This is a genomic window from Haematobacter missouriensis (assembly GCF_000740775.1).
Lineage (GTDB): Bacteria > Pseudomonadota > Alphaproteobacteria > Rhodobacterales > Rhodobacteraceae > Haematobacter > Haematobacter missouriensis.
The window spans coordinates 38,723-50,561 of the sequence record NZ_JFGS01000017.1; the positions used below are offsets into that span (position 1 = coordinate 38,723).

The 11,839-nt window shown below is 65.1% G+C and carries 11 protein-coding genes; 6 read left to right on the top strand and 5 right to left on the bottom strand.

The genetic code is table 11. The annotated features are described in order from the left end of the window. Positions 1-44 precede the first annotated feature (44 nt). Both CG51_RS11435 and hrpB read left to right on the top strand, forming a co-directional pair. On the top strand, positions 45-773 hold the full coding sequence (locus CG51_RS11435; protein WP_035745101.1) for a DUF3108 domain-containing protein: 729 nt from the start codon (positions 45-47) through the stop codon (positions 771-773). Next, a complete protein-coding gene (gene hrpB, locus CG51_RS11440; RefSeq protein ID WP_035745102.1) occupies positions 773-3,247 on the top strand; it encodes an ATP-dependent helicase HrpB in 2,475 nt (824 codons plus the stop codon). Before CG51_RS11435 ends, hrpB begins: the two co-directional genes overlap by 1 nt. Before the next feature lie 15 nt (positions 3,248-3,262). On the opposite strand, the gene CG51_RS11445 is transcribed toward hrpB, so the two are convergent. Beyond that, positions 3,263-3,691: a VOC family protein gene (locus CG51_RS11445; RefSeq protein WP_035745103.1), complete on the bottom strand. Its 429-nt coding sequence runs from the start codon at positions 3,689-3,691 to the stop codon at positions 3,263-3,265. 118 nt (positions 3,692-3,809) lie between these two features. Here CG51_RS11445 and CG51_RS11450 point away from each other — a divergent pair, with 118 nt between their 5' ends. Further along, positions 3,810-4,196 carry a hypothetical protein gene (locus CG51_RS11450; RefSeq protein ID WP_035745104.1) on the top strand — a complete coding sequence of 129 codons (387 nt, stop codon included), beginning with the start codon at positions 3,810-3,812 and terminating at the stop codon, positions 4,194-4,196. Between the two features lie 48 nt (positions 4,197-4,244). Here the strand turns inward: CG51_RS11450 and argF are convergent, their stop codons facing one another. The 3 genes from argF to CG51_RS11465 are packed head-to-tail and all read right to left on the bottom strand — an operon-like array spanning position 4,245 to position 6,911. Next, entirely contained in the window at positions 4,245-5,171 is a 927-nt protein-coding gene (argF, locus tag CG51_RS11455; RefSeq protein WP_035745105.1) for an ornithine carbamoyltransferase, read from the bottom strand. Further along, positions 5,171-5,722 carry a GNAT family N-acetyltransferase gene (locus tag CG51_RS11460; protein WP_051930476.1) on the bottom strand — a complete coding sequence of 184 codons (552 nt, stop codon included), beginning with the start codon at positions 5,720-5,722 and terminating at the stop codon, positions 5,171-5,173. Before CG51_RS11460 ends, argF begins: the two co-directional genes overlap by 1 nt. Further along, a complete protein-coding gene (locus CG51_RS11465; protein ID WP_035745106.1) occupies positions 5,715-6,911 on the bottom strand; it encodes an aspartate aminotransferase family protein in 1,197 nt (398 codons plus the stop codon). Before CG51_RS11465 ends, CG51_RS11460 begins: the two co-directional genes overlap by 8 nt. 381 nt (positions 6,912-7,292) lie before the next feature. On the opposite strand from CG51_RS11465, the gene CG51_RS11470 reads away from it, so the two are divergent. The 3 genes from CG51_RS11470 (at position 7,293) to CG51_RS11480 (ending at position 10,476) form a co-directional block, all read left to right on the top strand. Beyond that, positions 7,293-7,904 (top strand): GcrA family cell cycle regulator, encoded by a 612-nt coding sequence (locus CG51_RS11470; protein ID WP_035745109.1) that lies wholly within the window; start codon positions 7,293-7,295, stop codon positions 7,902-7,904. A gap of 184 nt (positions 7,905-8,088) precedes the next feature. Continuing rightward, positions 8,089-9,183, top strand: coding sequence for a carboxynorspermidine decarboxylase (locus CG51_RS11475; RefSeq protein ID WP_035745110.1), 1,095 nt, complete (start codon positions 8,089-8,091; stop codon positions 9,181-9,183). Positions 9,184-9,237: 54 nt separating this feature from the next. Continuing rightward, positions 9,238-10,476: a saccharopine dehydrogenase family protein gene (locus CG51_RS11480; RefSeq protein WP_035745111.1), complete on the top strand. Its 1,239-nt coding sequence runs from the start codon at positions 9,238-9,240 to the stop codon at positions 10,474-10,476. Between the two features lie 52 nt (positions 10,477-10,528). Here the strand turns inward: CG51_RS11480 and CG51_RS11485 are convergent, their stop codons facing one another. Beyond that, entirely contained in the window at positions 10,529-11,767 is a 1,239-nt protein-coding gene (locus CG51_RS11485) for an MFS transporter (protein ID WP_332888856.1), read from the bottom strand. Positions 11,768-11,839 lie beyond the last annotated feature (72 nt).

Below are 11,839 nucleotides of genomic sequence, written 5' to 3' on the forward strand. Positions count from 1 at the left end.
AAGGCGCAGGGTTATATGTCCAGTCCGAACCGGAGAAACATGTTATGCCCCTGCCCACCCGCACCACCCTTGCCGCCGCCCTGCTGATGGCTCTTCCCCTCACGCCCGTCATGGCGCAACAGGCAAACAGCACCTTCGACCTGCGGATCCGGGGAATTCCCGCCGCCACACTGTCGATGACAGGGCAGGAGACGGCGAGCGGTTATTCCGTTGCCGGACGACTTCAGAGCGCGGGGCTGGTGGGACTCTTCCGCACCATGCGCTATGACGCGCAGGTACAGGGAACGCGAAGCGGCGGGCGCTTTACCCCTTCCCGCTATACGGAGGATGCCGATACCGGCAAGCGGAAGTCCCACTCGGTCATGAGCTATCAGGATGGTACGCCGCAGGTGGTGGAATATGATCCGCCTGAACGCGACCGGCGGGGCAATGTGGTCGATCCTGCATCTCAGGGCGGCACCATCGACCCGTTGACTGCCATCTGGATCGGCCTCCGCCCCACACCGGTGGCGGAAGTCTGCAATTATGATGGGTTCATGTTCGACGGTAAACGCCGGAGCCGTGTTTCCCTGTCCAATCCGCGCGCGCAGGGGGATGCCATCCTCTGTACGGGGCGTTATGAGCGGTTGGCAGGATTCTCGGATCGCGAAATGGCGGAAAAGACCGTGTTCAACTTCACCATGACCTACGTGCCGGCCGGTCAGGGCGTCATGCAGGTCACACAGATCAGCATGGACACGCTCTATGGTGCGGCGGTGCTGACGCGGCGCTGATGGCTGACGGCTGGTCACCGCTTCCCATCGACGCCGTGCTGCCCGCGTTGGCGGAAGCGGTGGCAACAGCGGGACGGGCCGTCCTGCAAGCTCCACCCGGCGCAGGCAAGACCACGCGGGTGCCGCTGGCCCTGCTGCCAAAGGTGACAGGCCGGATCGTGATGCTGGAGCCGCGCCGCCTTGCCGCCCGCGCGGCCGCCGAACGCATGGCCGAGACGCTCGGGGAGGCGGCCGGGGGAACCGTCGGCTACCGCATCCGGGGAGAAAGCCGCATCGGACCGATGACCCGGATCGAGGTCGTGACGGAGGGGATCCTCACCCGCATGATCCAGTCCGACCCGGAGCTGTCCGGCGTGGGTGCCGTGATCTTCGACGAGTTCCACGAGCGCTCTCTGAACGCGGATCTGGGCCTTGCCCTGACATGGGAGGCGCGGAGCGCCCTGCGCCCCGATCTCATCGTTCTCGTGATGTCCGCGACGCTGGACGCAGCCCCCGTCGCGCGGCTGCTGGAGGACGCGCCGCTCGTCACCTCCGAGGGCCGGGCCTTTCCGGTCGAGACGCGCTGGCTCACCGCCCCGCTCCTTGCCGGAACCCGCCTTGCGCCTGCCACTGCCGCGCTCGTCGCACAGGCGGCAGCGGAGACAGAGGGCGACATCCTCGTCTTTCTACCCGGGGAGAGCGAAATCAGGCAGGTCGCGGCGCTGCTCGACATTCCGGGCGCGACGGTGCGCCCCCTCTACGGGGCGCTACCCTTCGCGGAGCAGCGCGCCGCCATCGGCCCCTCGGCCAAGGGGCGCAAGATCGTGCTCTCCACGGCCATCGCGGAAACCTCCCTCACCATCGAAGGCGTGCGTGTCGTTGTGGATGCGGGCCGGGCACGGCGGGCACGGTTCGATCCCGGTTCGGGCATGAGCCGCCTCGTGACGGAGCGGGTGACACGGGCCGAGGCGGAGCAGCGCCGGGGCCGGGCAGGACGCGTGGCACCGGGTATCTGCTATCGCCTTTGGGCCAAGGGGGAGGAGGGTGCGCTCCCCGCCTTTCCACCGCCGGAGATGGAGACGGCCGACCTCGCCCCGCTCGCCATGGAACTCGCGCTCTGGGGTGCGCCGGACGGAGGCGGGCTGGCTTTCCTGACACCGCCCCCCGCCCCTGCGCTGGCCGAAGCGCGGGCAATGCTGCAGGATCTGGGCGCGCTGGATGACGCGGGCCGCGTCACGGAACACGGGCGACAACTGGCACCCATCCCGCTGCACCCCCGCCTTGGCCATATGCTGCGGCTCGCGGGCAGGCAGGCGGCACCGCTGGCGGCGCTGATGGCCGCGCGGGATCCCCTGCGGGGCGCTCCCGCCGACGTCGCCCTCCGGCTGGAGGCGGTGCGCGACCTGCGCGCCTATGCGGAGCGCCGCCCCTGGCCTGCGGACCGCGCGACGGTGGAGACGATCCGGCAGGAAGCGCGGCGGCTCTCCCGGCTGGCGGGCTCGGAGGGGCCGGCGGGGCCGGAGATGACACCGGGCGAAATGGCCTCCCTCGCCTATCCTGACCGCATCGGCCTCCGCCGAAAGGGGGAAACACCGCGCTGGCTGCTGTCGGGCGGAAAAGGGGTGACCATCGCGGCAGGCGATCCGATGTCGGGACAGCGCCTGCTTGTCGCGACCGATCTGGGCGGCACGGCGCGGGAGCCGACGATCCGGCAGGCGGTGGAAATCACCGAGGCGGGGGTGCGGCGCCTGCACGGCGAGCGCATCGGCTGGGAGGATGTCTGCGTCTGGTCACCCCGCGAGCGTCGCGTCATCGCCCGGCGGCAGGAGCGGCTCGGCTCCATCATACTGGACGACCGCATATGGCAGGACGCGCCGGAGGAACGGGTAGCGGAGGCGCTGCTGGACGGGGTGCGCGATCTGGGCCTCTCCTCCCTTGGCTGGACAGAGGCGGCAGAACGGTTCCGCGCTCGGGTGGAACTGCTCCGGGCAGAGGGCGTGGACCTGCCCGACATGTCGGACACCGGGCTGACCGCAGGGCTGCAGGACTGGCTGCTGCCCCATCTGGCAGGCCGGCGGACGGCGGCGGACCTGAAGGCGCTCGATCCGCTCGAACCGCTCCGTCAGATGCTGGGATGGGAGGAGATGCAGACCCTCGACCGACTGGCACCCGGGCATTTCGCCACGCCGCTCGGCAACCGCATCCCGCTCGACTATCGCGGCGGGGTTCCGGCGATCGAGGTGCGCTTGCAGGAAATGTTCGGCGTAACGGAGCATCCCGCCATCGGACCGAAACGCCTACCGCTCCGCGTTACGCTGCTTTCGCCCGCCCGGCGGCCTGTGCAGGTGACGACCGACCTGCCCCGCTTCTGGGCCACGAGCTATGCCGATGTGCGCAAGGACATGCGCGGCCAGTATCCCCGACATCCGTGGCCCGAGGATCCGACGCAGGCGGAGCCCACGTTGCGCGTCAAACCCCGGGGTCAGACGGGCTGACCGCCCAGAACCACCTCAGAACTCCACGACCACTGAGGGCGCGCTCCGTTTAGCGGGGCCATGAAAGACCGCTTCGATGTTATTGCCGTCCGGGTCCAGCAGGAAGGCGGCATAATAGCCGGGGTGATAGGGCCGCTCTCCGGGACCACCGTTGTCGGTGCCCCCTGCTGCAAGCCCCGCGGCATGAAATGCGCGCACCTGCCCCTCATCGGCCGCCTGAAAGGCGAGATGGTGCCGCCCAGTGAGTTTGCCGAGGGCAGCCGGGCTGTCGGCGGAGGTGACGAACAGTTCATCGGCCCAGAAGAAGCCCTCTCCCTCCCCGCCAATCGGAATATCCAGCACGTCCAGTACCGCCCCGTAGAACCGGCGGCTCGCTTCCAAGTCCCGGACAACGAACTGAAGGTGGTCGATGAGCCGCCCGCGATGCAATCGTTCGGTTTCCATGTCCTTCCCTCCCTGCATGTCGGGAAAGATAGGCCGGGGCCCGCAGGGTCAAGCAACCGTGATTCCGCGCCGGTGTCGGCCCGACCTATGCTCTCTCCGGCCGACTAAGGAGGAGCGAATGACGACGAGAGACATCGGGCGGGTCAGCCTTGCCACGCTTCTCCTTGCCGCGCTTGCCTACCACGCCGCGCCGCAGCTGGCACATGCGCATCGGTTCGCCGGTTGGAAGGGCCCGGTGACGATCAATGGCGCTGTCCATGAGGTGAACCTGTCAGCCCCCGCGCCAGGCATGACGCTGGAGGATAGCGACGGCCACCGGTGGCACGTGCTGCTTGGCTCGCAACGGCAGGTCACCCGGTCCGGCCTGTCCGCAGCACCACCGTCGGACGGCAAGGCCGCAAAAGTTGTGGGCGTGCTGTCGGACCGGGAAACGATCCGCGCTGCACGACTGATCGTGGAGGGGAGGGAATACGATATCCCCGCTCCGTACCCGCGCGGGACATGACCAATCGCCGGAGCAATTCGGACGTTGGTCGGAGGTCTGATACACCCGTCAGACGTCGAGGCACCATCGCATGACGGCCTTCTGCGCGTGGAGCCGGTTCTCCGCCTCATCGAAGACGACGGAATGCGGCCCGTCCATGACGGTGCTCGTCACCTCATCATCGCGATGGGCAGGCAGGCAGTGCATGAAAAGCGCGTCGGGCTTCGCATGCGCCATGAGCGCGTCATTCACCTGATAGGGGCGAAGCTGATTGTGCCGCCGCTCCCGTGCCGATTGCGGATCATGCATCGACACCCAGGTATCAGTGACGACAAGATCGGCACCCTCCACCGCGCGGGCTGGATCGCGCACGACCTCCGCCCACACACCGCGGGAACGCGCGAAGTCCAGCCACTCCCGCTCCGGGTCCAGCGGCTGCGGACCGGTGAAGGTGAAATCGAAACCGAACTGCCCGGCGGCATGGATGAGCGAGGCACAGACGTTGTTGCCGTCGCCGCACCACACCACCTTGCGGCCCGCGATATCGCCGCGATGTTCCTCATAGGTCATCACATCGGCCATGATCTGGCAGGGATGCGTCCGGTTGGTCAGCCCATTGATGACCGGGACGGAGGCGTGTTCGGCCATTTCGTAGAGCGTGGCCTCCTCAAACGTGCGGATCATGATCAGATCGACATATCGGGACAGGACGCGCGCGGTATCGGCAATCGTCTCACCATGGCCGAGCTGCATTTCCTTACCGGACAGCACCATGGTTTCGCCGCCCATCTGACGTACGCCCACGTCGAAGGAGACGCGGGTTCGGGTGGAGGGTTTCTCGAAGATCAGCGCAACCATGCGGCCCTTCAGCGGCAATTCGTCATCCACAGCACCCTTGGGACGGCCGTTGCGCGCCAGTTTCATGGCACGGGCATTGTCTATCATGCTCCGCAAGTCTTCAGGCGCTGTAGTGTGAATATCGAGAAAGCTATTCATCAGGCTTGTCTTTCGTCGTTTTCGTCCGGCGTCGGATTGGCAATAAGCACCATGAGCGGCGGCATGTTGGAACCGGCAGCATAATCGCGGAACCCTGCCCGGCGGAAGGCCCGGACAGCCGCGATGTTCGCCCGATCGGGATCGCCTGCAAGAGCAGGAACACCCTCGGCAAAGAGCTTGGCCGAGAGCGCCCGGAGCAAGCCGGACCCAAGGCCACGGCCAAGCCGGCAGGACGGACCGATCAGCAGATCGATACCCCGTGTACCCTCTGGCAGACCGCCGGTCCCGCCCGGCCAGTCCATGAGGCGGTAATGCTGCACATAACCGAACGGTTGCCCGCAATAGCTGGCGATCTGCTGAGAGATCAGAGGCGATCCGATCCGCTCACCGATGCGGGCCAGTTGCTCCTCCGGCGCGTCCCACCAGCGGCGGACGTGCGACAGGCGGAGCCATGAGCCGAGAAGCGGCAGGTCTGCGGGCGTGACCGGATCCAGCCGGATGCCGGGCACCGCCTCGCTGCCGGTGGCGGAAGGGGGCCGGGACTCAATCACCGGCCTGCGCCTTCTTCTCCGGGGAGAGAGCGGCGGCGGCACGGTCCAGGCGCTCCACCGCTTCGGCCATCTCCGCCTCTGCGATGTTCAGCGCGGGCAGCAGGCGGACGACGTTATCGGCGGCTCCTACGGTCAGTACCTTTTCCGCATAGCCCGCGGTCACCAGATCGGCGGGAGCAATGCGGCACTTCAGGCCCAGCATGAGGCCCTGCCCGCGCACTTCCTCGAAGACCTCGGGATACGCGGCGACAAGCCCCTCCAGCTTCTGGCGGAAGAACCCGGCCTTGTGGTTGACTGCTTCGAGAAACGCCGGGTCGGTGACGATATCCATGACCTTCGCCCCGACCGCGCAGCCCAGCGGGTTGCCGCCATAGGTCGAGCCGTGGGTGCCCGCCGTCATGCCGCGCGCCGCAGTCTCCGTCGCCAGCACGGCGCCGAGGGGGAAACCGCCGCCGATACCCTTGGCCACCATCATGATATCCGGGGTGATCCCGGCCCATTCGTGGGCAAAGAGCTTGCCCGTGCGCCCCACGCCGCATTGAACCTCATCAAGAATGAGGAGCGTACCCGTTGTATCGCAAAGGGCGCGGATTTCCTTGAGGAAGGCATCGCCGAACGGACGGATACCGCCTTCGCCCTGAATGGGTTCGAGCAGGATCGCCGCGGTCTTTTCCGTCATCGCGGCCTTCACTGCGGCCATGTCGCCGAAGGGGAGGTGGACGAACCCCGGAAGCAACGGTCCGAAGCCCTTCACCATCTTCTCCGCGCCGGAGGCCGCGATGGCAGCGGAGGAGCGTCCGTGGAAGCAGCCCTCGAAGGTGATGATCTCCACCCGCTCCTTCTCGCCCCCGTCATACCAGTATTTCCGCGCCATCTTGATGGCCAGTTCCGCCGCTTCCGTCCCGGAATTGGTGAAGAACACGGTGTCCGCAAAGGTATGCGAGACCAGCAGATCGGCCAACCGCTGCTGCTCCGGCACCATATAGAGGTTCGATGTGTGCCAGAGCTTGTGGGCCTGCTCGGACAACACCTCCGTCAGCGCGGGATTGGCGTGACCGAGCACGTTCACCGCGATCCCTGCGCCAAGGTCGAGGTATCGCTCCCCGCCCGCCTCCGTCAGCCAGACGCCCTCCCCCTTCACGAAGGACAGCGGCGCACGGTTGTAGGTCGGCAGGACGGACGTGATCATCGGATCATCCTCTGAAATGCGCCCCAGAGGTGCCAAAGCAGCGGGGGCGAGTCAACGACGGTGGCTTGATAAGGAGAGGTGCGGCAGGCGCACGGTGATCGGGACGTCAGACGCGGGTGCGACGACGTCGGCTCGGCAGGGAAAGGCGGAGCTTCGCGATCATGAGACGCGGATAACCGGTCGGTGCAGGGTTGTAAATCTTTTTCAGGGTGCTCATCTCAGAGAAAGCGACCTTTGCTGCGGTTGTGCTTGAATCGGCGGCCTGTCGCTTGTATCTCGCCGTGTCCCGCTTAGTATGCGGCGCCAAGAACCAGAATTTTGCCGCTTGCCGGTGCGCCCTCTCGCGCAGCCGGTAGTGCGGCTTTCAGCCGGAGGCACTGAATGTCCTGGACCGACGAACGCGTCGAGACCCTGAAGCGGATGTGGGGCGAAGGCCAGAGCGCCAGCCAGATCGCCAAGGAACTTGGCGGTGTCACGCGCAACGCGGTGATCGGCAAGGTCCATCGGCTTGGCCTTTCCAACCGTGGACCGGGTGAGAAGGAAGAGGAAGCCGTTGTGGAAACGGTCGAGGAAATCGTAACACAGGAAACGGTGATAGAGGTCGTCGTCGAGAGCGCACGCGAGCCGGAGCCGGAACCCGTCCGGGCAGAGCCGAGCCGCGTCGAGCCGCAACCGCGTGTCGCGCCGGCGCCGCCGACCCAGCTTTCCACCCGTCGTCCGGTGACGAATGGCCTTCAGCCGCTTCCGCCGCAGCCCTCGACCAACGAAATCAGCCCCGAAACCCTTGCCTCCGCCCGCGAGGTGGAGAAGCGCGCCCGCAAGCTCACCTTGCTGGAGTTGACGGAACGGACCTGCAAATGGCCGATCGGCGACCCGGCCACGGACGATTTCTGGTTCTGCGGTCATGCGGCCGCGCCCGGAAAACCCTATTGCGAGGCGCATGTGAGCGTGGCTTTCCAACCGATGTCCGCCCGCCGGGACCGTCGCCGCTAAGTCGTGACCTCCCTCTGATCGAGCGTCCCCGCGCATTCCGCGGGGGGTCATCTTCCTGTTGCTTCGGCAGGGCAGATTCGGCGGCAAATTGCCCCGGGGACTTGAGGCGGCAGAGAAAAATGACTACGTCGTCGCCTTCCTCGGGCGGCGCGGTCGCCCGCCCTGACGCCGTAGGAGGCCCCCCATGCAGACACCCTGCTACGTGATCGACAAGGCGCTGCTCCTGCCCAACATGGAGAAGATCGCCACGCTGCGCGAAGCCTCCGGCGCCAAGGCGCTGCTGGCGCTCAAGTGCTTCGCCACATGGTCGGTCTTCGACTTCATGTCGGACTACATGGACGGAACCACCTCCTCCTCGCTTTACGAGGTGAAGCTCGGACGTGAGAAGTTTCCGGGCGAGACGCACGCCTATTCCGTCGCCTGGGCACCTGACGAGATCGACGAGGTTCTGGCCAATTCCGACAAGGTCATCTTCAACACCGCCGGGCAGCTCGAACGCTTCCGCGACGTGTCGGAGGGGCATGTCCGCGGCCTGCGGGTCAATCCCGGCGTCTCCACCTCCGGCTTCGATCTGGCGGATCCGGCGCGGCCCTTCTCGCGGCTCGGCGAATGGGATCCGCAGCGGATCGAACCGCATCTGGATGCGATTTCCGGCTTCATGTTCCACAACAACTGCGAAAACGAGAGTTTCGAGCGGTTTGACGAGATGCTGGGCCTGATCGAGCAACGCTTCGGTGGGCTGATCCGGCGGCTGGACTGGATTTCGCTGGGCGGAGGCATCCACTTCACCGGCGAGGGTTATCCGCTGATGAAACTCGCTGAGCGGCTGAAGCGGTTTTCCGACACTTTCGGCGTTCAGGTCTATCTGGAGCCGGGAGAGGCGGCGATCACCAAATCCACCACGCTGGAGGTTACGGTGCTCGACACGCTGCACAATGGAAAGAATCTTGCCATCGTGGACAGCTCTATCGAAGCCCATATGCTTGATCTGCTGATCTATCGTCAGTCCGCCAAGATGGAGCCGAACGAAGGGCCGGAGGAATGGATGGTCTGCGGAAAATCCTGTCTCGCAGGCGATATCTTCGGCGAGTTCCGCTTTCCCCACCCCCTGAAAGCCGGGGACCGGCTGTCGATTCAGGATGCCGCCGGTTACACGATGGTCAAGAAGAACTGGTTCAACGGTGTGAAGATGCCTTCCATCGCCATCCGCGAGCTGGATGGAACCCTGACTGAAGTGCGCGACTTCGGCTATGACGAATTCGCCGCCGCACTTTCCTGACCCCGCGCCCCCAATGGCGGGGCCTTCACTCACAGACCAACGAGGCCTCATGGAATGAAGAAGAACGTCCTCATTATCGGAGCCGGTGGCGTGGCGCAGGTCGTGGCGCATAAATGCGCCCAGAACAACGACGTTCTGGGCGACATCCACATCGCATCACGTACGAAGGCGAAATGCGATGCGATCATCGAAAGCGTGCATGCGAAAAGCGCCCTGAAGGTTGCCGGCGTGCTTGAAGGTCATGCCGTCGATGCGATGGATACCGACGCGGTTGCGACTTTGATTGAGAGGACGGGTGCGGAGATCGTCATTAATGTCGGTTCCGCCTTCGTGAACATGTATGTGCTGGAAGCCTGTATCCGAACGGGCGCGGCCTATATGGACACGGCCATCCACGAAGACCCAGCGAAGATATGCGAAACACCCCCGTGGTATGGCAACTATGAATGGCAGCGGCGGGAGCGCACGGCGCAAGCGGGCGTAACCGCGATCCTCGGCGTCGGGTTTGATCCCGGCGTGGTCAATGCCTATGCCCGCCTCGCCGCTGACCGTTATCTCGATGCGGTGAAGTCGATCGACATCGTGGACATCAATGCAGGGTCGCACGGGCGCTGGTTCGCCACCAACTTCGACCCGGAGATCAACTTCCGTGAATTCACGGGCACGGTCTATTCATGGCAGAATGGCCAGTGGCAGTCGAACAGCATGTTCGAGGTTGGGCGAGAGTGGGATCTGCCAGTCGTCGGCAAGCAAAAGGCGTATCTCACCGGCCATGATGAGGTGCACTCCCTCTCCGCCAACTATCCGGACGCGGATGTGCGCTTCTGGATGGGCTTCGGCGACCATTACATCAACGTATTCACCGTCCTGAAGAATCTCGGCCTGCTCTCCGAAAAGCCTGTGAAGACGGCCGAGGGTCAGGAGGTCGTGCCGCTCAAGGTGGTAAAGGCCGTCTTGCCCGATCCTGCGAGCCTCGCCCCCGATTATGAGGGCAAGACCTGCATCGGCGATCTGGTGACCGGAACGAAGAACGGCGAAGCGGCCGAAGTGTTCATCTACAACGTCGCGGACCACAAGGAAGCCTATGAGGAAGTCGGCAGCCAAGGGATCTCGTACACCGCTGGTGTGCCCCCGGTTGCTGCCGCGATCCTCATCGCGCGTGGTGACTGGGACGTGGGCAAGATGGTCAATGTGGAGGAGCTGCCGCCGCTGCCGTTCCTCAAGGAACTCGACCGCCTGGGCCTGCCGACCCGCGTGAAGGACAAGGATGGCGACAGGCCGCTGGATTACTGAGGGTGAAAACCCGGAATTGTGAAAGGGCGCCCCTTAGGGCGCCCTTTTCGCATCAGCTCTTGCGCCGCAGTTCCGCCGATTTCGGCAGGAAGATCGTCAGCAGACCAAGCGCCGGGAACCATGCAAGGACGTGATAGACGCTGGCGATCCCGTGGCTGTCGGCCGCAAGCCCGATCAGTGCGGCGGCGATCCCGCCGAGCCCGAAGGAAAGGCCGAAGAAGATACCTGCAACCATCCCGACACGCCCCGGCAGCAGTTCCTGTGCAAAGACCACGATGGCGGAGAAGGCCGAGGCGAGGATCACGCCGATCACGACGGTCAGCACCCCCGTCCAGAACAGGTTCGCATGGGGGAGCAGCAGCGTGAAGGGCAGCACACCCAGGATGGACACCCAGATCACCGTGAGCGGGCCGAACCTGTCGGCAAAGGGCCCGCCGAGGATCGTGCCGACGGCAACTGCGCCGAGGAACAGGAACAGCTTCACCTGCGCCGCCTGCGTGCCGAGACCGAAGGTGTCGATCAGATAAAAGGTGTAGAAGCTGGTCATCCCCGCCATGTAGGCATTCTTGGTCAGCACGAGGAAGGCGAGGATCCCGATGGACCACATCACCCGCGCCCGCGGTAGCGGCAGCGTCTTGTCAGCGGCTTTGCGAGCCTGCAGTTCCTCGCGGATATCGCGATACCAAAGCCCGACCCGATAGAGCACGAAGCCGGCGATCAGCGCCAGAACGCCGAACCAAGCCACGGCCGGACGCCCGAGCGGCACCACGATGAAGGCAGCAAGCAGCGGCCCCAGCGAGGTGCCGAAGTTGCCGCCCACCTGAAAGAGCGACTGCGCCGTGCCGTAACGGCCACCGGAAGCGAACCGGGCCACGCGCGACGCCTCCGGGTGGAAGATGGCGGAACCGATCCCGACCAGCGAAGCGCCGATGAGCAGAGTCGGATAGCTGCCGGCGACCGAGAGCACCATCAACCCGAGAAAAGTAAGGACCGAAGCCCAGGGCAGCGACATCGGCAACGGGTTCTTGTCGGTATAAATGCCGATCGCCGGCTGCAGAAGCGAAGCGGTGCCCTGGAACGCCAGCGTCAGCGCACCGATCTGCCAGAAATCCAGCGCGAAATCCGCCTTCAGCAGAGGATAAATCGCCGCGAGCAGCGACTGCATCACATCGTTCAGCATATGACACAGGCTGACGGCAAGGATGATCGACCAGGTCGTGCTATCCAGACGTCGCCGCGGGGCGGGCTGTGCGGGCTGCAATGGCGCCGCGATATCAGGGGTTATGGCCACATCGGACAAGGGAACGACTCCGCGTAATATTTCCGCCCGTTCTTAAGGCAGTTCCCAATTGAGTTCTTTCGT

Bases quoted from the DNA above. Each gene is read 5' to 3' on its own strand.
- CG51_RS11435 (WP_035745101.1), top strand. From the start codon at position 45: ATGCCCCTGCCCACCCGCACCACCCTTGCCGCCGCCCTGCTGATGGCT.
- hrpB (WP_035745102.1), top strand. From the start codon at position 773: ATGGCTGACGGCTGGTCACCGCTTCCCATCGACGCCGTGCTGCCCGCG.
- CG51_RS11445 (WP_035745103.1), bottom strand. From the start codon at position 3,691: ATGGAAACCGAACGATTGCATCGCGGGCGGCTCATCGACCACCTTCAG.
- CG51_RS11450 (WP_035745104.1), top strand. From the start codon at position 3,810: ATGACGACGAGAGACATCGGGCGGGTCAGCCTTGCCACGCTTCTCCTT.
- argF (WP_035745105.1), bottom strand. From the start codon at position 5,171: ATGAATAGCTTTCTCGATATTCACACTACAGCGCCTGAAGACTTGCGG.
- CG51_RS11465 (WP_035745106.1), bottom strand. From the start codon at position 6,911: ATGATCACGTCCGTCCTGCCGACCTACAACCGTGCGCCGCTGTCCTTC.
- CG51_RS11470 (WP_035745109.1), top strand. From the start codon at position 7,293: ATGTCCTGGACCGACGAACGCGTCGAGACCCTGAAGCGGATGTGGGGC.
- CG51_RS11475 (WP_035745110.1), top strand. From the start codon at position 8,089: ATGCAGACACCCTGCTACGTGATCGACAAGGCGCTGCTCCTGCCCAAC.
- CG51_RS11480 (WP_035745111.1), top strand. From the start codon at position 9,238: ATGAAGAAGAACGTCCTCATTATCGGAGCCGGTGGCGTGGCGCAGGTC.